21 protein-coding genes are annotated in these 17,942 nt (G+C 68.0%); 11 read left to right on the forward strand and 10 right to left on the reverse strand.

All coding sequences use genetic code 11. From position 1 onward, the window contains the following. Positions 1–22: 22 nt before the first annotated feature. The 4 genes from WG212_RS07945 to WG212_RS07960 form a co-directional block, all read right to left on the reverse strand. The gene (locus tag WG212_RS07945; protein ID WP_337186542.1) at positions 23–505 is read right to left on the reverse strand and encodes a YbjN domain-containing protein; all 483 of its coding nucleotides are present in this window, start codon (positions 503–505) and stop codon (positions 23–25) included. Between the two features lie 60 nt (positions 506–565). Continuing rightward, entirely contained in the window at positions 566–1,327 is a 762-nt protein-coding gene (locus WG212_RS07950; RefSeq protein WP_337186543.1) for an anti-sigma factor, read from the reverse strand. Then, complete coding sequence (locus WG212_RS07955) at positions 1,324–1,881, reverse strand: sigma-70 family RNA polymerase sigma factor (RefSeq protein ID WP_337186544.1); 558 nt, start codon at positions 1,879–1,881, stop codon at positions 1,324–1,326. The genes WG212_RS07950 and WG212_RS07955 overlap by 4 nt, the downstream gene beginning before the upstream one ends. Positions 1,882–2,050: 169 nt before the next feature. Continuing rightward, entirely contained in the window at positions 2,051–2,281 is a 231-nt protein-coding gene (locus tag WG212_RS07960) for a hypothetical protein (protein WP_337186545.1), read from the reverse strand. Between the two features lie 260 nt (positions 2,282–2,541). Here WG212_RS07960 and carB point away from each other — a divergent pair, with 260 nt between their 5' ends. Continuing rightward, positions 2,542–5,835: a carbamoyl-phosphate synthase large subunit gene (carB, locus tag WG212_RS07965; RefSeq protein ID WP_337186546.1), complete on the forward strand. Its 3,294-nt coding sequence runs from the start codon at positions 2,542–2,544 to the stop codon at positions 5,833–5,835. A 277-nt stretch (positions 5,836–6,112) separates the two neighbouring features. Here carB and WG212_RS07970 read toward each other — a convergent pair whose 3' ends face one another. The 3 genes from WG212_RS07970 to WG212_RS07980 form a co-directional block, all read right to left on the reverse strand. Next, the gene (locus WG212_RS07970; RefSeq protein ID WP_337186547.1) at positions 6,113–7,714 is read right to left on the reverse strand and encodes an SIR2 family protein; all 1,602 of its coding nucleotides are present in this window, start codon (positions 7,712–7,714) and stop codon (positions 6,113–6,115) included. Positions 7,715–7,728: 14 nt separating this feature from the next. Further along, positions 7,729–8,724 (reverse strand): ParA family protein, encoded by a 996-nt coding sequence (locus tag WG212_RS07975; protein WP_337186548.1) that lies wholly within the window; start codon positions 8,722–8,724, stop codon positions 7,729–7,731. Between the two features lie 272 nt (positions 8,725–8,996). Further along, positions 8,997–9,632 carry a hypothetical protein gene (locus tag WG212_RS07980; RefSeq protein ID WP_337186549.1) on the reverse strand — a complete coding sequence of 212 codons (636 nt, stop codon included), beginning with the start codon at positions 9,630–9,632 and terminating at the stop codon, positions 8,997–8,999. A 172-nt stretch (positions 9,633–9,804) separates the two neighbouring features. Here WG212_RS07980 and WG212_RS07985 point away from each other — a divergent pair, with 172 nt between their 5' ends. Together WG212_RS07985 and WG212_RS07990 are read left to right on the forward strand one after the other, a co-directional pair. Beyond that, positions 9,805–10,533, forward strand: coding sequence for a hypothetical protein (locus WG212_RS07985; protein WP_337186550.1), 729 nt, complete (start codon positions 9,805–9,807; stop codon positions 10,531–10,533). Positions 10,534–11,044: 511 nt separating this feature from the next. Next, positions 11,045–11,740 (forward strand): VIT family protein, encoded by a 696-nt coding sequence (locus tag WG212_RS07990; RefSeq protein ID WP_337186551.1) that lies wholly within the window; start codon positions 11,045–11,047, stop codon positions 11,738–11,740. A 36-nt stretch (positions 11,741–11,776) separates the two neighbouring features. Here WG212_RS07990 and metZ read toward each other — a convergent pair whose 3' ends face one another. Continuing rightward, complete coding sequence (gene metZ, locus WG212_RS07995; protein WP_337186552.1) at positions 11,777–12,961, reverse strand: O-succinylhomoserine sulfhydrylase; 1,185 nt, start codon at positions 12,959–12,961, stop codon at positions 11,777–11,779. 285 nt (positions 12,962–13,246) lie between these two features. Here metZ and WG212_RS08000 point away from each other — a divergent pair, with 285 nt between their 5' ends. The 3 genes from WG212_RS08000 (at position 13,247) to WG212_RS08010 (ending at position 15,063) form a co-directional block, all read left to right on the forward strand. Then, entirely contained in the window at positions 13,247–14,269 is a 1,023-nt protein-coding gene (locus WG212_RS08000) for a 2'-deoxycytidine 5'-triphosphate deaminase (protein WP_337186553.1), read from the forward strand. Positions 14,270–14,363: 94 nt separating this feature from the next. Beyond that, the gene (locus tag WG212_RS08005) at positions 14,364–14,777 is read left to right on the forward strand and encodes a hypothetical protein (RefSeq protein ID WP_337186554.1); all 414 of its coding nucleotides are present in this window, start codon (positions 14,364–14,366) and stop codon (positions 14,775–14,777) included. 88 nt (positions 14,778–14,865) lie between these two features. Then, positions 14,866–15,063, forward strand: coding sequence for a helix-turn-helix transcriptional regulator (locus tag WG212_RS08010; protein WP_337186555.1), 198 nt, complete (start codon positions 14,866–14,868; stop codon positions 15,061–15,063). Between the two features lie 18 nt (positions 15,064–15,081). Here the strand turns inward: WG212_RS08010 and WG212_RS08015 are convergent, their stop codons facing one another. Then, positions 15,082–15,693: an HD domain-containing protein gene (locus WG212_RS08015; RefSeq protein WP_337186556.1), complete on the reverse strand. Its 612-nt coding sequence runs from the start codon at positions 15,691–15,693 to the stop codon at positions 15,082–15,084. Between the two features lie 243 nt (positions 15,694–15,936). Then, positions 15,937–16,197: a helix-turn-helix transcriptional regulator gene (locus WG212_RS08020; protein ID WP_337186557.1), complete on the reverse strand. Its 261-nt coding sequence runs from the start codon at positions 16,195–16,197 to the stop codon at positions 15,937–15,939. A gap of 130 nt (positions 16,198–16,327) precedes the next feature. Here WG212_RS08020 and WG212_RS08025 point away from each other — a divergent pair, with 130 nt between their 5' ends. The 5 genes from WG212_RS08025 to WG212_RS08045 all read left to right on the forward strand — a co-directional run bounded on the left by WG212_RS08025 (position 16,328) and on the right by WG212_RS08045 (position 17,940). Continuing rightward, a complete protein-coding gene (locus WG212_RS08025) occupies positions 16,328–16,633 on the forward strand; it encodes a hypothetical protein (protein WP_337186558.1) in 306 nt (101 codons plus the stop codon). Positions 16,634–16,725: 92 nt separating this feature from the next. After that, the gene (locus WG212_RS08030) at positions 16,726–16,989 is read left to right on the forward strand and encodes a hypothetical protein (RefSeq protein ID WP_337186559.1); all 264 of its coding nucleotides are present in this window, start codon (positions 16,726–16,728) and stop codon (positions 16,987–16,989) included. 126 nt (positions 16,990–17,115) lie between these two features. Then, positions 17,116–17,325 carry a hypothetical protein gene (locus tag WG212_RS08035; protein WP_337186560.1) on the forward strand — a complete coding sequence of 70 codons (210 nt, stop codon included), beginning with the start codon at positions 17,116–17,118 and terminating at the stop codon, positions 17,323–17,325. Positions 17,326–17,329: 4 nt separating this feature from the next. Next, positions 17,330–17,560 (forward strand): hypothetical protein, encoded by a 231-nt coding sequence (locus tag WG212_RS08040; RefSeq protein ID WP_337186561.1) that lies wholly within the window; start codon positions 17,330–17,332, stop codon positions 17,558–17,560. Continuing rightward, a complete protein-coding gene (locus WG212_RS08045; RefSeq protein WP_337186562.1) occupies positions 17,557–17,940 on the forward strand; it encodes a hypothetical protein in 384 nt (127 codons plus the stop codon). Before WG212_RS08040 ends, WG212_RS08045 begins: the two co-directional genes overlap by 4 nt. The last annotated feature ends 2 nt before the right edge of the window (positions 17,941–17,942 follow it).

Below are 17,942 nucleotides of genomic sequence, written 5' to 3' on the forward strand. Positions count from 1 at the left end.
AATCAAGAACAAAGATCGTGTATCACCACCCGATGTGCTGGAGCATTTCGGGGAGGAACTGGAGGAAGACGTCCAGGTCGTCGCGGAGGGCCTCGAAGGTGCCGCCGGGGGACACGTTGGCGTCGTAGGCGAAGATCGGGTCGCCCGCATTGTCGAGGTAGACGCGGACGTAGCGCTTCGTCCGGTTCCAGTCGTTCGCCTTCTCCAGCCCCAGCGGCTGTTCCAGGTCGAAGCTCGAGATGAACTGCACCGCCCGGCAGCGGCCCTCGGCGCAGTCGTAGAGGTCGACCTCGAACTTCACGCCGCTGGCGGCCTGGGCCTGGACGTAGCGCGTCCCGTCGTCCCCCTTCTCGACCTTGGGATCGAAGCCCTCGGCCTTGAGGAAGGCGATGACGTCCTCGATGGAGAGGCCCGCCTCCGGGATCGGCCGCGCCTCGGCGGCGTTCGCGGGCGCCAACGCGGCGATCGCCAGGCTCGCGGCAACCGCCGCCAGGACACGTTTCATGAAAGCCCCCGAGACACGAGAGGCCCCGGCATAGCGCGCGCCGGGGCGCTCGGCCACGGACTAGAGCCGCGACAGCTTGCCGACGCCGATGACCGGGCCGCTCGGGCCGTCCGGGTTCTGCGATCCGCCCGGCGGCTCGACCGACACGGCCAGGGCCGCGCCTTCCGCCATCTTGGCCATCAGCTCGGTCGGCAGCGCGATCACCTTCGCCTTGCCCGACTCCACCAGGCCCAGGGACTTGGGATTGTCCTGCCCGGCGATCAGCCACAGCTCGTGCACCTTGTCGCGTTCCGAGCCCTCGGGCAGCAGCGAGGTGACGATCAGGGCCTTGCGATCGGGGTCGTAGGCGGCGGTGAACAGGGGCTGGACCCGGCTGTCCTGGCTTACGACGCTGGCGCTCAGGAGCTGGCCCTGCGGCGCCACCGGCACGTCGCGGGTGATCGTCACCGGCGGCTGGCTCACCTGCACCACCACGGCGGCCAGGCTGGCGGCGGCGAGGGCGAAGCCGCCCACTGCCGTGTTCCGCCAGAACTTCAGCCGGCCCAGCAGCGCGGCGTTGTCGTTGGCCGCCCCGCTGGTCCTGGAATCGTTCGCGGGCAGCAGGCGTTCGATCCGCGGCCACAGGCCGGCGGGCGCCGGCACGGACGGGATCTGGTCCAGCAGCGGCGCCAGCCGCGCCTGCCAGGCCGCGACGTCGGCGGCGAACGCCGGCTCGCGCGCCATGCGCAGTTCGGCCTCGGCCCGCTCGCGGGCGTCCAGGACCCCCAGCGCGTGTTCGGCGGCGAGGGCTTCGGCTTCGGAGAGGTCGGGAGCTTCGCTCATGACTGGAGGCACCCCTTCAGCTTCGCCAGTCCCCGACGAATCCAACTCTTCACCGTGCCCAGCGGCGCGTCCATCCGGCGCGCCAGGGCTTCGTAGGTCACGCCCTCGAAGAAGGCGGTGCGGATGACCGACTGCGTGCGGTCGTCCAGCTCGCTCAGGCAGCCGTGAAGCCGGGCGCGGTCGTCGGCGGCCGAGAGCAGCGTCTCGGCGCTGTCGGCCCCGTCGGGGATCTCCAGCTCATCGACCGGTTCGGCGTAGGCGATCGGGCCTCGGGCGCGCAGGCGGTCGATCGCGCGGTTCCGGGCGATGGTCGATGCCCATGTCATCACGCTCGCCCGGGCGGAATCGAACCGATCCGCACGTCGCCAGATGGTGACGTAAACGTCCTGCAACACGTCCTCACTTTCCTCGCGGTCGGAGAGGATACGGAGGCAGACGCCAAAGAGTTTCGCCGAGGTGGCCTCGTAAAGTTGTCGCAGGGCCTCGCGTTCCCCGGCGGCGATGCGCGACATGAGCTGGACGAGGACGTCCGGGGACGTGACGGCGGCGGCCAAGTGAACACCTGCGGTTTCGTCGCCGTGCGGCGAACTGACACAGGCCAAGCTGCCCGCACCCGCGCCTTTGCGCAAGTCGTCACGGTTGAGTCGTACATCGCCGAAGAGGCGAGGGCGTTGCGGTCGTACGGCGATCCGATCGGGCGACGCGGACGATCGCGCGAGGGGATCAGGCCGCCTGGCTGCGCAGGGTGGCGCGGCGGGTGGCGGCGCGCTTGGCCTTGGCCCGTTCCTGCCGCGCTTCGTGGCGCGCCTCGGCCTCGGCCTCCAGGGCGGGGACCAGCTCGGCCGCCGCCGCACGCTGCTTGTCGTCGCCCGACTCGGCCAGCCGGCGTGCGTTGGCGAGGAAGCTCGCCACCTCGTCGTCGGCGAGCGTCGGAATGCGGTCGATCAGGCTCATGGCGGCCTCCTGGAGCTGGCGTGGCGCTTTGCGGCGCCCTGCAGGAACAGCGCCCCAGGCCCGCCGCCAGTTGCATGATTCGAAACAGAAATTTCGGGGAACCAAATCGCGTCCCGCGACTTGCCCGCGCCCGGGCGTCCAAAGGGCCGCCGGCGCGCTTGCACACGGGCGGCCGGGTCTCTAAAGGGGCGCCTTGACCTGAAGTTCCGACCTTATCGGCGTGCGGTGCGCAAGCCCGCGCGGCCTTGCGCGCGAGAGCCATGCCCAAACGCACCGACATCTCCTCGATCCTGATCATCGGCGCGGGGCCCATCGTCATCGGCCAGGCGTGCGAGTTCGACTATTCCGGCGTCCAGGCCTGCAAGGCCCTGCGCGCCGAGGGCTACCGGATCGTGCTGGTCAACTCGAACCCGGCGACGATCATGACCGATCCCGACGTTGCCGACGCCACCTACATCGAGCCGATCACGCCCGAGATGGTGGCCAAGATCATCGAGAAGGAGCGGCCCGACGCCCTGCTCCCCACCATGGGCGGCCAGACGGCGCTGAACACCGCCCTGGCCCTCGAGGCGAACGGCGTGCTCAAGCAGTTCGGCGTCGAGATGATCGGCGCCCGCGCCGACGTGATCGACAAGGCCGAGGACCGCCAGAAGTTCCGCGATGCGATGGACAAGATCGGGCTGGAAAGCCCCAAGTCCAAGGCCGCCCACTCGATGGACGAGGCCCTGGAGGGCCTGGAGTTCGTGGGCCTGCCCGCGATCATCCGCCCGTCGTTCACCCTGGCCGGCACCGGCGGCGGCATCGCCTACAACGTCGAGGAGTTCCGCGAGATCGTCGAGCGCGGCCTCGACCTCTCCCCCACCACAGAGGTGCTGATCGAAGAGAGCGTCCTGGGCTGGAAGGAGTACGAGATGGAGGTGGTCCGCGACAAGGCGGACAACTGCATCATCATCTGCTCCATCGAGAACATCGACCCGATGGGCGTCCACACGGGCGACTCCATCACCGTCGCGCCCGCGCTGACGCTGACCGACAAGGAATACCAGCGGATGCGGCGCGCCTCGATCGACGTGCTGCGCGAGATCGGCGTCGAGACCGGCGGCTCGAACGTCCAGTTCGCCATCAACCCGGCGGACGGCCGCATGGTGGTGATCGAGATGAACCCCCGCGTCAGCCGCAGCTCGGCCCTCGCCTCCAAGGCCACCGGCTTCCCGATCGCCAAGGTCGCCGCGCGCCTGGCCGTGGGCTACACCCTCGACGAGCTGATGAACGACATCACCGGCGCCACGCCGGCCTCGTTCGAGCCCAGCATCGACTACGTGGTCACCAAGATCCCGCGCTTCGCCTTCGAGAAGTTCCCGGGGTCCGAGCCCTATCTCACCACCCAGATGAAGTCGGTGGGCGAGGTGATGGCCATCGGCCGCACCTTCGCCGAGAGCCTCCAGAAGGCGCTGCGCGGCCTGGAGACGGGCCTGTCCGGCCTGGACGAGATCGCCATCGAGGGCGGCGACGATCCCGAGACCGGCCGCGCCGCGGTCCTGCGCGCCCTGGCCGTCCCCACCCCCGACCGGCTGCGCGTCATCGCCCAGGCGTTCCGCGCCGGCCTGACGGTGGACGAGGTCCACGCCGCCTGTTCCTACGAGCCCTGGTTCCTGCGCCAGCTCGAAGCCCTGGTGGCCACCGAGGCCGCCGTCCGCGAGGGCGGCCTGCCCACCACCGCCGCCGACTTCCGCCGGCTGAAGGCCCTGGGCTTCTCCGACGCCCGGCTGGCCCGGCTCACCCACACCACCGAGAAGGAGGTGCGCGAGCAGCGCCGCGCCCTGGGGGTCCGCCCCGTCTTCAAGCGCATCGACACCTGCGCCGGCGAGTTCCGAGCCGAGACGCCCTACATGTACTCCACCTACGAGACCGGCGCCCTGGGCCAGGTCCCCGACTGCGAGTCCGAACCGTCGGGCGCGAGGAAGGCCATCATCCTGGGCGGCGGCCCCAACCGGATCGGCCAGGGGATCGAGTTCGACTACTGCTGCTGCCACGCCGCCTTCGCGCTGGCCGAGATCGGCGTCGAGTCGATCATGGTCAACTGCAACCCCGAGACCGTCTCCACCGACTACGACACCTCGGACCGCCTCTACTTCGAGCCCCTGACGGCCGAGGACGTCCTCGAACTCATCGAGACCGAGCGCGCGAACGGCGAGCTGCTGGGCGTGATCGTCCAGTTCGGCGGCCAGACGCCGCTCAAGCTGGCCGGGCCGCTCGAAGAGGCGGGCGTCCCGATCCTGGGCACCAGCCCCGACGCCATCGACCTGGCCGAGGACCGCGAGCGCTTCCAGCAGCTCCTCCACAAGCTGAAGATCGCCCAGCCCGTCAACGCCCTGGCCCGCAGCCGCGACGAGGCCTTCGCCGCCGCGCACCAGGTGGGCTACCCCGTCGTGATCCGCCCGTCCTACGTGCTGGGCGGCCGGGCGATGGAGATCGTCCGCGACGATGAGCAGCTCGAGCGCTACATCGCCACCGCCGTCCAGGTGTCGGGCGACAGCCCGGTCCTGATCGACCAGTACCTCAGCCGCGCCACCGAGGTGGACGTCGACGCCCTGTGCGACGCGAATGGCCAGGTCTTCGTGGCCGGGGTCATGGAGCATATCGAGGAGGCGGGCGTGCATTCGGGCGACAGCGCCTGCTCGCTCCCGCCCTTCTCGCTGACGCCGGCGACCATCGCCGAGCTGAAGCGCCAGACTGAGGCCATGGCCCGCGCCCTCGAGGTCCGCGGCCTGATGAACGTGCAGTTCGCCATCGAGGAGCCGCACGGCGAGGCCCCGCGCATCTATGTGCTCGAGGTCAATCCGCGCGCCAGCCGCACGGTGCCCTTCGTGGCCAAGACCATCGGCCGGCCCGTGGCCGCCATCGCCGCCAAGCTGATGGCCGGCAAGCCGCTTTCCGACTTCGGCCTCACCGACAGGCCCTATGACCACATCGCGGTGAAGGAGGCGGTCTTCCCCTTCGCCAAGTTCCCCAAGGTCGACACCGTGCTGGGTCCCGAGATGCGCTCGACGGGCGAGGTCATGGGCCTCGACTGGATTCGCCCCGGCGAGGCCTCGCCGGGCCCCGCCTTCGCCCGCGCCTTCGCCAAGAGCCAGCTCGGCGGCGGCGCCACCCTGCCCACCGAGGGCTGCGCCTTCATCTCGGTGCGCGACGCCGACAAGCTCTGGATCCTGGAGGCGGCCCGCATCATCCAGGCGCAGGGCTTCCGCATCCTGGCCACCGCCGGCACCGCCGCCTACCTCCAGGGCGAGGGCGTGACGGTCGAGGTGGTGAAGAAGGTCCTCGAAGGCCGCCCCCACATCGTCGACGCCATGAAGAACGGCGAGGTCCAGCTCGTCTTCAACACCACCGAGGGCAAGCAGTCCCTGCTCGACAGCTTCGAGATCCGCCGCACCGCCCTCATGGGCAAGATCCCCTACTTCACCACCGCCCCCGCCGCCGTGGCGGCCGCCCGCGCCATCGCGGCGACCGCCGAAGCCCCGCTGGAAGTGCGACCGCTGCAGAGCTACGGGTAGGGGGCGGGGCGCGCCGGCGCCCCGCGCCGAGCCACCGCCCCGCTGTATGCGTCCCCATTCGCGCCCACCCCATTCGCACGGGAGGGCGCGAGCGGTGGCCACCGCTCGGTCGGCGCGGTGGGGTGCGGCTTCTGGCGCAACAGGGAAGTTCGGAAGGTCCGCTGGTCGGCACCCTGGTCAGCCCCCCGCAACAATGGCACCGGTCTGACTCATTGGAAGCTTTAGGAAGTTCCGCTACCCAGATTTTCGCACAGCTCTCGGTAAGGAAACGGGCCGCTCAGAACCCAAACTTCAACCGATCGTATCGACAAATGAGCTTGCGATATGCGGTATCGTAGGGCGCTATCGTGAAAGCGCCGGCTTGCTCTAACAAGAATGCGCGCAAGCGCTCCACGTCGACTTCCTCTGATGGCTGAAAGCCGAGCATAAGTCCGGCTTCAATAGGACTGGTCGCTTTATCTATAATCTCTTCAGTCGAAAGGCCGGTAAAAGCGTTGCGGTATCGACCTAGGTAAGTACGACCGATGCTGTAGTCCGCGCCTGCCATCCTGGCGACGACCTTCTTCGCGCCCTCAAAACTTGACGACTTTAAGGCATCTTCGGAATCAATTCTTGCAGCGCGAAGATATCGGTATACCGGAATGAAGGTTCGATTCGATCGGGCAAGGCTAGGAAATGCCGCGCTCAGAAGGTCCGACGCATTGAAGCGCGAGTTCTCCGCAAGGCAGTCGCTGAATATCTCATTCGAAGTGACGCCCGCATAGCCCTTCTTGGATAGGGCATCTTGAACGTGCTGATCAGCCTTTTCATCATGCTCTTGGAGGCGCTGCGCGACGCCGATGCCCACCACAAACTCTACATTCTCGGCTGAATTGATTTCGTCAAAATCCACCACTGCAAGCTTATTAGCGTTCGCGCTGGGTACATGGACCAACTCGTACAGTTGCTCCTTAAAGAAGCGGAGGACGCGCGCCGGAATCTTGCGCTTTGTCGTCGTTAGTGCCTCATAGACTTGGCCGAAATGCGCGACCTTGGCCACCATCATAGTTACACTAAAGGCGTCTGACTGAATCGTCGTTCGCTCGATGGAAGGCTGCTCATCAGTCCCGGTACGCTGAACGAAGACTAGGTTCTCTTGGAACGCGGCCACCTTCTCCTGCGGTAGGCATGCGGCGATTGAACTAATAATCGCCCGTATATGAGGGTCTGTAATCGAATAGCCAAGAAATATTATTGGGTGCTCGACGAATATGGTAACTAGCTTGGCCGCAAGATATGGGTTCTTCGAGGAAAATTCTTGGTAGTCCTCAGCAGTTAGCACGAGACTTTCGGGATCTGAGACCGATCCATGTATTTTGTATATCTCACCAATTGATTGAGGGTTGGAGAACAACAACTCTTGTTGCCCAACAAATACCCGAAAGTCTGGAAATAGTTCCTCGATTAAGAAGTCCCAGTTTGTCGTAATTATCCCATCTACGGCAATCTTCGAGAAGCTGCCAATCTCATCGCCGAATTCGGAGTTTCGCGCGGTCTCCACGGAGAGGGTGCTAATATATCTAGCAATATCTACCTTGAGCGCATCAGATTTGGACTTCACTCGTGCGCCATGCGCCGCGCGACTGGATGCAGTATCAGCAGCGCCCCACCACCACTCGTTATAGTCCTCGGCCATGAAACTGGCGGCTCGAGGCAGGTCACCATCAGCCTTGGAGCTGTAGTAGCCGAACTCCCGGATTGGTCCGCAGAAGCGCGCCAAGAGACCCGCCCAGTCCTCTAGTCCGAGGTAACGCCGTGAGAAACCTGATCCAACAAACAGGAACGGAGCAGAGGGATGCCTTTCAAGCAACTCTTTGAGGACCGCAGAGGGGTCTGCCATGCTGCCTCGCTGACCTAAATGCCCGCCCGTCGCACAATCTCGCGGGCCAGCGCGGCGAAGGTACTTCGAGCGTCATCCACCGTCGCGTAGTGACCGGGATTGACGTAGCCGCGCAGCTTTCCGATCGCGAAGCCATATTTCTGAGCTTCCGGGGCAAGGCTGTGGAAGTGCTTCACACCGCCTACCTTGTTGCCGCCAAAGTTGGGGATGAGGTCGGGGTTCACAGCGCCCAATACCGACACGACCCGATCCCTCACGCGGGGCGCGATTTTCTTTTCCCAATCGGCATGCGGATTGGCCGCGGATCTACCAGTGTGAACTTTGAAGGCGGAGGTGATGTAGCCGCCGTACGTGGGCAGGCCCTCGAAGATACTCTCCCGGTCGGCTGGTGATGCCAAGCTCCTGATCGTTTGCCAGTCAGCGATCCACTTGGCCACGGATCGGCCGACGGTGGAAAGCGCTCTGAGCGAAAAAAGATCGGCTGCAACAGGGGTGATGAACAGGTCGCAATCGAGGATAACTACGCGGTTCAAGGCACCGACGTTAGGCCCGACGTCATATAGAACAACGTCAACTTCCAAGCTCTCAGCATTGTTGTTCACAAGGCGCGAGAGCGCTGTTGTCACGGAATATCCGCGCTGCCGACGAGCGAAGCATTCCGTCCAGGCCGTAGGAAGTTCTTCTTCGTAGTCTGACATCAGTACATCACCGGGAAGCAAGTGGATGCCCTTTCGCATCTCCCACGGGGTAATTGATCCTACGTCTCCCCGGCCTTCGACCACCGGCTTCAGTGCAGACCAAACTGTGGCGTCAGATCCATCTTCCCCCGACTCGCCAAGAAGCTCTTCTAGGCGCGACTCATCCATGTAGAAGGATGTGATGTTACACTGAGGGTCCGCGTCGACAATCAAAACTGACTTTTCGAGATCTGCGAGTGCGTCAGCAATGTTGACCGTGAGCGTCGTCTTGCCGACGCCACCTTTGTGGTTAAACAACGCGATCTTGATCATCTCACCCTTTCGCCCCCGTGGCGTCGATCTCAGCAAAACACGTACTCAAGCTACCAGCACCTTTGGACGTTGGCTGATCGCATGGCGTCTAGGGACGTACAAAATTATTGTTAGGCTTCGTCGATGAATTCGGGCTCAGCATCAGAGAGCTGGCTCGCCGAGGTGCTGGCCAAAGCGCTGATGGCGAGGACCTTCAAGGTCCGCTTCCCGACCTGATCCCAACGCCTCCTTCTGGCGCAACAAGGCCTTCCGTCGATCCACATTGAACGTGCCTATTCATCATCGTCACTGTCAGGCGGCAGGCCGTGAAACCGCATACGTCCCAACGGTGGCAACTTCGCCATCCGGCGAGCCATGGCGACGAGCTCGTGCTTTGAGTTGATGCCGCAGTATCGCGTGATGAGTATGTCGAGAGGCTCGCCCTGGCGTAGTTGGCGACGGGTGCAGTCGCGCTGCAGTACGTCGAACTGACCGATAGGCCCCTCAGCGGGACTGCGGGCCAACAGCAGGTACTCGCTGCCGGGCCGGGCGCCGAGCTGCAGGGCCCAGAGTTCGCGTCCGCCCGCAGAGCCCAGTTCCACGAGAAAGGCGGGGCGGCTCGATCCGAACGTGTCGTGATCCGAGCCCTCGGCGACGTTCATCCAGCAGTGCATCATCCCATAGTTGGTGAGGCGGTACCAGATCGGATCGCCCTCATCCTCGCCGCGCGCGTCGAAGCGCCAGATTCCCAGCTTCAACCTGTGCGCGCACCCGAAGGTCTCGGGATTCGTGAACGCCCGCGGCGAGACCCCAGCGTCGCCGGGCCGCCAGAGAGGCAGATCGGAATGCAGCAGCTCCGCCTGTTGGGCGGCGGTCGCCGACGACCACATGAGCGCCACGGCAGCCGATAGAATGAGGAAAGGTCTCATACGGCGCAGCCTGACCTAGTCTCAGCCTCGCGACCAGAACCGGGCTGCTGAGGCACATCTCCCTTTGCCGTCGGCAGCCGGGGGCCGCTCATGGCGCCGAGCGGAAGGAGGGGCTCCCGCACTCCGGGCGTGGGCATTGACCTTCCAGGATAAGTGTTCTATCTTTGTTCTCATGAACGAAGAGGTCCGCCAGCTCGATGTCATGCGCGAGGCCGCGTTCGGCCTCGGGATGGGGTTCGCGCGGGCGGCGGAGGTCGAGGGCAATCTGGAGCGGAAGCTCCGGTTGTACGAGGCGTTCAACCGCGGTTTCGCGTCGGTCCGCCTGGCCATCGCCCTGGCGATGCGCGCGCGGCGGGAGGCGCGGCTGTCCCCGCCGTCCCCATCGGCCCTGGCGGCAGCCGCCCGGCTGGAGGCGGAGCGGCCCGAGGCGCCGGACCGGCCGGAGCCGCCGGAATCCCCCGAGCGGACCACCTATGACGAGCGCGACCGGGACCGGGAGGACGAACGCGCCAGCCTGCCCATCCTGCTGCGCACCCTGGCGCGTGTGGCCGACGACGCCGGGACGCTGACGCCACAGGCCGCCGAGCTTCCCGGCCTGCGCGAGCTGCTCGACCGGGTCGGCGCCCGATCCGGGCCGGGTCCGGCGGGGCCGTCGCCCACATCCTCGGCGGATCTGAGATCGAACCCAAGATCGAATTCAGGGGCCAACCCGGCGACGCCTTTGCCGGCGACTCCCGGAAGCGCGCTAAGGGGCCGCCTCTCGGGCGGGACCTCGGCCCTCACCCTGCCGTCGCGCCCGCCCGACGGATCGGGCCTTCCGGGTCTCTCCCCAGGCCGCTCTTCAGGCTCGCCGCCCGGCGTCGGCCCGCCCCGGCGATCCACCGGCCCCCCGCGCCGCTAGCTTTCTCTGGCCGGGCGGGAATCCCGCGGGTGAAGCCGCGCGACCGTGCCGGCCGCTGTCCTTCCGGTTCGCCCGCCTCCCGTTCGACCTCGTCCGGTCCGCCCCCGTCGCGACGTGCGCCCGACTCCCGGCCCGCGCGGCCGGACGCGGGCGCTCGTCCGCGCGTGCGAGCCCGAAGCGACAAAGCAGGGACATACAATCCATAGCGGCAGGCGGTGCTTCCCAGCCATGCTGGCGCGTCAGCGCCGATACAAACACGAAGGTCGCCAAGGCCACGAAGACCACGAAGGCGTCTGGGCGGATCGCGGCCGCAGCGGTTCACGGGCCTCTTCGTGGTCTTCGTGGCCTTGGCGACCTTCGTGTCGAAATTCCTGGGTCGCGCGACACTATGAGGCCTGCGCCGTGGCGAGCGGTCATCTTCCCGCGCCTGCGGCGCGCCCCCGCCGCTTGAGGCGCGCCCGCGACGGGGCTACGCCTGATCCCGGACGGGAGCGGGACGGGGAGGGCGCGCTTGGCCAGGGGGCATGTGGAGCGGCACGGGACCGAGCGGGTGGGGTGGCTGCGCGCCGCCATCCTGGGCGCCAACGACGGCCTGATCTCCACCGCCGCCCTGATCACGGGCGTGGCCGCAGCCTCTCAGGGGCGCGGCGACGTGCTGATCGCGGGCGTCGCGGGCCTGGTGGCCGGCGCGTTCTCGATGGCCGCCGGCGAATATGTCTCGGTCAGCTCCCAGGCCGACGCCGAGCGCGCCGACCTGGCCCGCGAGCGGGCCGAGCTGGCGTCGGACCCGGCGTACGAGCTGGAGGAGCTGGCCGCCATCTACGAGCGCCGCGGGCTCGACCCCGCCCTGGCGAAACAGGTGGCGGCCCAGCTCACCGCCCGGGACGCCCTGGCCGCCCATGCCCGTGACGAGTTGGGCATCATGGCCTCGACCGTGGCCCGGCCGATCCAGGCCGCCATGGCCTCGGCCCTGTCGTTCACCGCCGGTGCCGCCCTGCCGCTGGCCGTGGCCGCCACGGCGCCACACGAGGCGATGGTCAGCTTCGTCTCGGCGGCGGCCGTCGTGTTCCTGGCCGGCCTGGGCGCGCTGGGGGCGCATCTGGGCGGCGCGAAGCCCGGGCGGGCGGCGGCGCGCGTCACCTTCTGGGGCGCGCTGGCCCTGGGCGCCAGCGCCGGGATCGGCGCCCTCTTCGGGGTGGCGGGTTGAGGCTCCCGGGTCGCCCCAGGTTGTCCCGAGGCCGCCTCAGGCGGCGTCGAGCGCCCGGCTGACGTCGCGGACCAGGTCGGCCGCGCCCTCCAGGCCCACGCTCATCCGGACCCAGCCCTGGGTCAGGCCGATGGCCTGGCGCTCTTCCTCGGGCATCGAGCGGTGGGTGGTGGTCGACGGGTGGGTGGCCATCGACTTGGCGTCGCCCAGGTTGTTCGAGATGTCGACGATCTGGAGCGCGTCCAGGAACCGCCAGGCGGCCTCGCGGCTGCCCAGGTCGAAGGCCACGACGTTGCCGCCGCCCGTCATCTGGTTGGCGATCACCGCCGCCTGCGGGTGGTCGGGCCGCCCGGGATAGATCGTCTGCTTCGCCTTGGAATGGGCGGCGATGGCGTCGGCCACCCGGCCGGCGTTCTCGGTCTGGCGCCCCACCCGCAGTTCCAGCGTCTCCAGGCCCTTCAGCAGCACCCAGGCGTTGAACGGCGACAGCGCCGGGCCGCAGTGGCGGGCGATGTCCTTGTAGGCCTCGGTCATCAGCTCGGCCTGGCCCAGGATGGCGCCGCCCAGCACGCGGCCCTGGCCGTCGATGTGCTTGGTGGCCGAGTAGACGACGATGTCCGCCCCCAGGGCCAGCGGCTTCTGGAAGATCGGGGTGGCGAAGACGTTGTCCACCACCAGCTTCGCCCCGGCCGCGTGCGCGATGTCGGCCACCGCGCCGATCGCCGTCACCTCGAGCAACGGATTGGCGGGGCTCTCCACCAGGAAGACCTTGGTGTTGGGCCGGACCGCGTTCTTCCACGCCTCCAGGTCGGTGGCGTCCACATAGGTGGTCTCGACGCCGAAGCGGGGCATCCATTCCGACAGGATCCAGCGGCACGAGCCGAACAGCGCCCGGCCGGCCACGATATGGTCGCCGGCCCGGACCAGCCCCATCAGCGAGAGGTGGACCGCCGCCATCCCCGACGCCGTGGCGCGGCAGGCCTCGGCGCCCTCCAGCAGCGCCAGCCGGTCCTCGAACATCTGGGTCGTGGGGTTGCCGAAGCGCTGGTAGATGAAGCCCGGCGCCTCGCCGGCGAACCGCGCGTCGGCGCTGGCGGCGCTGTCGTAGGCGAAGCTCTGGTTCAGGAACAGGGCTTCCGAGATCTCGCCATAGGGCGTGCGCGCGAGCCCCCCGCGCACCGCGCGCGTCTCGATCTGCCAGTCGCGCGGGTCTTCCGCCATTCCCGAGGCTCCATCCGAAAAACTGCGCCTTGAACGCCGGGCGCCACCCGGCGTCAAGGGCCGCTTTCCCGCAGACGGCCCGACTTTCGCCGAGCCTTCGCGCAAGCGAAGGCTCTGTCATGCCACCGCGGAAAACGCGGAAGGGCGCGGAATTGCAGCTTCGCCTTCCGCGCCCTTCCGCGTTTTTCGCGGTTCTTGAACGCTGGAAGGCGCCGTTTCGCGGCCTTTCGCGCCGCGCCCTCAAGCCTTGCCACGCCGCCGTTCTGCGGTAACTGTGCGCCGCCCATGAGCGATCCCAGCGTCCCGGGCATCCTGCCCTGCCAGTCCATCGAAGCCCTGATCGCCGCCGGCGCGATCACGTCGGCCACGCCGTTCGACGACGACCAGGTCCAGCCGGCCAGCCTGGACCTGCGCCTGGCCGGCCGCGCCTGGCGGGTGCGGGCCAGCTTCCTGCCCCGCCGGGGCGCCGTACGCCAGCGCCTCGCCGAGGTGGCGATGCACGAGCTGGACCTCACCGGCGGCGGCGCGGTGCTGGAGCGCGGCTGCGTCTACATCGTCGAGCTGCAGGAGCGGCTGAAACTGCCGAAGGGGATTTCGGCCCGCGCCAACCCCAAGAGCTCCACCGGCCGGGTGGACGTGTTCGTGCGCGTCATCACCGACTTCGGCGACGCCTTCGACGACGTGGACGAAGGCTACGACGGGCCGCTCTACATCGAGATCGCGCCCCAGACCTTCTCGGTGCTGGTGCGCTCGGGGACCCGGCTGAACCAGCTCCGCCTCAAGGCCGGCGCGCCGCCGCGCCTGCGGACCGAGAGCGTCGGCGTCGACCTGACGGGCGAGGTGGCCGGCTTCCGCGGCCGCCGCCACGCCGGCGTCGTCGATCTCGACCACGAGGACGGCCACGACCCGCGCGACTTCTGGGAGCCGCTGGTCCCGCGCAACGGCCAGCTCCTGCTGGACCCGGGCGAGTTCTACATCCTGGCCTCGAAGGAGGCGGTGGAGATCCCGGTGCTGGAGGCGGCCGAGATGACGCCCATCGATCCCTCGGTGGGCGAGTTCCGCGTCCACTACGCCGGCTTCTTCGATCCTGGCTTCGGCACCGACGAGGCCCACGGCAAGGGCTCGCGCGGCGTGCTCGAGGTCCGCAGCCACGAGACGCCCTTCATCCTCGAGGACGGCCAGACCGTCGCCCGCCTGGTCTACGAGCCCCTGACCGAGCGCCCGGCCCGCCTCTACGGCGAGAGCGGATCGCACTACCAGCGCCAGGGCCTGAAGCTCTCCAAGCACTTCCGCGTCTGGGGCGGCTGAGACCGAAAGACGGGCTTGCCTGACTTTTTGTCCAGCGAGCTTGACACGCTTCGATGTGTCGTGTTTCCTTGACTTCAAGACAAGGAGACCTTTCATGACGTTGTTTCGATCGGCTTGGGCGAGGTTCGCCGTGGGGATGGCCGCAGGCCTCCTTCTCGCCGGCGCGATCACGGGGCTGCGCGGGGCCGGCTACCAGTTGGAGCCTGCAGGGTTGTTCGCCCTCTTCCTCCTGTGGGCTGTCGGCTCGGCCTGGCTGGTGGCCGGCTACTGGCGCAGCCTCGACGAGGCGGCCCGGGAGGCCCAGAAGTGGGCGTGGTACTGGGGCGGCTCCATCGGCATGGGCGTGGGCGCGATCGCCATCGTGTTCGAGCCGCTGGGCGTGGCGGCCCTGCTGCCCGCCGCCGCCAGCCGCGCCGACCTGCTGGCCTACGGCGCGGGCGTCGTCATGGCGGCCCAACTGCTGGGCTTCCTGATCGCGTGGGCCTGGTGGTGGGGAAGCCGTCGATGAGCCTGCTGGCGTCTCCGCTCACCTCGGCGCTGGCGGCCGGCGTCGTCGCGCTCTTCTGCCTGGGGGGACTCGCCCTGCTGGTGGCCTCATGAAGAACCGCCTCAAGGTGCTGCGCGCCGAGCGCGACTGGAGCCAGGCCGATCTGGCCGAACGGCTGGGCGTGTCCCGCCAGAGCGTGAACGCGCTGGAGACCGGCAAGTACGATCCCAGCCTGCCGCTGGCCTTCAGGATCGCTCGGCTGTTCGGCCTGCCGATCGAGGAGATCTTCCAGGACGAGGCGGTCTGACCTGCCGCCTTGAAAGGCTCAGGCCGCGGTCTCGCGCAGGTAGATGGACCGCTTCGGCCGCTCCATCACCCGCCGCATCATGGGCTCGAAAGCCTCCAGCGGCATGGAGTCGTAGGTCGGATCGAACGAGTTCTGGTCGTACAGGTGGCAGAACTGGGCCGTGTACTCGAACCACGGATGGTCCCGCCACTGGTCGCGCATGTCGCGGTCCAGGCCGAGGTGCTGGAAGAAGTAGTAGCCCTGGAAGATCCCATGCTTCTCCAGCATCCAGTGGTTCTGCTCCGAGATGTACGGCTTGAGGATCGCCGCCCCCAGCTCGGCGTGGCTGGCCGGCAGCAGGATATCGCCGATGTCGTGGAGCAGGGCGCAGACCACATACTCCTCGTCCTGGCCCGCCCGGAACGCCCGCGTCGCCGTCTGCAGCGAATGCTCGAGCCGGTCGACGTTGAAGCCCCCATAGTCGTTGTCGAGCAGCTTCATGTGGCTGAGGATGCGGTCGACGTGTTCGCCCCGGTGCGCCTGGCCGGCCCGCGCGATGGCGGCCCAGTCGGCCTCGGTCCCCTCGGTCATGGCGGTGAAGGTCGCCCGCTCCTGGGCTCCGCTGTGGGAATGCGCCGTTCCGTCGGCCATGACCGCCTCCTCCGCTGTCCGGTTCTCCCCGAAGGTGCGGCCAACGGGTGGGGAGGTCAATTCAAAGCCTTGGCCCGCGCGGCCCGCGCCGCTATGAAGGCCGCCGCGCGCGGGTGTAGTTCAGAGGTAGAACGTCAGCTTCCCAAGCTGAGCGCTCTGCCGTCTTTTCAAGGGCTTCCTCGTAAAGGGCCCGAAACCCGCCATCAACGATATCAAAGGGTTGCGAGGGGCCTGTATAGGGCCTCACCCGGCCTCGACGCCCTCCGCCAGCCCCGCCGCGACCTCGGCGAACGCCGCCGCGGGATCGGCTCCCAGGGCGCGGGCGATGCGCCAGAACTCGGCGGGGTCGATCCGGCGCTCGTGCCGCTCGATCTTGGAGACGTAGGACTGCGGCCGGCCGAGCCGGGCGGCCAGCTCGGACTGCGTGACGCCGGACGCCGTGCGCAGGGCGGCGAGCCGGGCCACGAAGGTGCGGTAAGCCGGGTCGTTGAGATTGGAGGTCACTCGCCGCGCGTCCTCGTGGCGCTTCCCTGCGCGGCGTTCCCACTAGAACCTGATCCGGGTTAACCCAAAACGGGTTGACGGCTTGGCCGGCGCGGCGCGGCCCGGCCGCTGTCCCAGAGGGGGGAAGACCATGACCGAGATCGAGACGACCCACGCCGGACGCCGCCTGGGGGCCCTGGGCCACGCCGTGAAGCTGCTGTGGGCCGCCACGCCCGATCTGGGCGACCCGGCCCAGGAGGCGGCCTACTACGCCCTGGCCGACGACCTGCTGGCCGCGATCGTCGCGACGCCGGCGGCCGACTTCGGAAGCGCCCAGATCAAGGCCGAGGCGGTGGCCTGGTGCTGCGCGAGCCGGAGCGATTTCGGCCTGGGCGACACCGGCGCCGAGCGCGTGATCGGCTCGCTGCTGCGCGATCTGCTGGCCGACCCGCCCTAGCCGACGCGCCGTAGCGGGGTGCGCGCGGCGCGCGCATCCTTTGCGCGAGAACATATTGCGAACATCCGCTGGCCGGCGTAGGGCGTCGCAGCATGCTCCGCCGCCGCTTCCCGCCGCCGTGGACGGTCCACCCGGGCCACAACTCATGGCAGGTCCAGGACGCCACAGGATTCACTATGGTGTGGTTCGCCTACACGCCTGAGACCGCCGCGTTCGACGCGGGGTCCTATCGCATGAGTTCAGACGAGGCGCGTCGACTGGCGGTCAACTACGCCCGCCTGCCCGAGCTGCTCGGGGCGTGGCCGCCTAAGCCGTTCATCGACGACCGCGTGCCGGCGAAGCGCCGCGAGCCGTGAACCCTCACAGTCACCCTGCGTTCGGCCGCATCCCCGCAACTTCGCCTGTTGACAGCGCGGGATTTCCGCGCTAAATAACACTCATGGCGGCGCGGAAGCGCAGGCCGACAGCCACAGGAGGCTCAGATGCAAAGCTACAATGTTTCCACGATCCGCGACGCCGAAACCGCCTTCGCCAACAGCGGCTGGCTTGACCGCTTCGAGGGCGACGAAGCCGAGCGCGCCGCAGCGTTCATCCGCCGCCACGCCCCCGACCACATCACCGCCGATGACCTCGACGAACTGATGGGCCGCTTCGCCGTCGAAGTGGTCGGCTGGGCCGAAGGCGACCTCTAGAAGGATGCCGCGCCCGAAGCGTCCTCCTCCGCAGGGCGCCGCGGCCGACAAGGTCGCGCGCGCTCGCAAGCGGCTGATCGGCGGGCAGGTTTTGTGGCGCCTCCCGAACGGCCAATGGAAGTTCGGCGGCAACAAGTTCGTGCCCGACACCGTCGCCCAGCGGCTCCCCATCGAGGAGGCGTGGGTCAGTAACCGGGGCTGGACAGCATACAAACTCAAGGAGGACGACACGTGAACCCGCTCGCCCAGGCCCTCGTCGTCCGTGAGCTGAGGGGTGGCGCCGATACGGCTCCCGCCAACGGGGCGGCTCTGGCAGTCATCCGCGCAGATGTCCTCATCGGTGCCCATGACGATCACCCCGCCGCCGCGGACGCTGAATTGATCCGCCGGAGGATCATGTCCCTCGGGGTCGCCGACATGCCGCCGCCGACCGACCTGGTGGCGATCCTGATCGAGACACTGTCTCAGCGGCTTGGCGGCCTAGGGCACGGGCCGGCCTGGCGCTCGATCGGCGTGAACCCGAACCGCGGCCGCGATCTGCTCGCCCGCAGCGCCCAGGCCGTGGACTGGCCGATCTGGTTCACCCTGCGCGAGGCCGCGCTGGGCGATGACTAACC

Source organism: Phenylobacterium sp., assembly GCF_037189685.1.
GTDB lineage: Bacteria > Pseudomonadota > Alphaproteobacteria > Caulobacterales > Caulobacteraceae > Phenylobacterium.